We start from the raw sequence: 241 nt of genomic DNA, 5'->3' as shown, positions 1-241 counted from the left end.
CGCAGCGCCGTGCGCGGAACAGTTGCAGCAACTGGCGCTCGCTGTCGGCTTCATCGTCGGAACTGGCGATCAGCAATTGATAGCCCCGCGCCCGCGCCCCTTGCTCCAGCAGCTTGGCGATACGTGCGTAACTGGGGTTTTCCAGGTCCGGCAGGATGAAGCCCAAGGTGCGCGTATGCCGGCTGCGCAGCCCGGCCGCCTGGGGGTTGGGAGTAAAGCCATGGGCTTCAACCACTGCACG

General features: G+C 65.6%; 1 pseudogene. It reads right to left on the bottom strand.

The features are described from left to right. Positions 1-241 (bottom strand): annotated as a pseudogene (locus SB756_RS34450) (catabolite repressor/activator); the annotation flags it as partial.

Origin of the sequence: Pseudomonas sp. SIMBA_068 (assembly GCF_046534705.1) — a bacterium.
GTDB lineage: Bacteria > Pseudomonadota > Gammaproteobacteria > Pseudomonadales > Pseudomonadaceae > Aquipseudomonas > Aquipseudomonas putida.
Note: the sequence above shows the minus strand (reverse complement) of the source record. Positions and strands in the feature narration are given on the sequence as shown.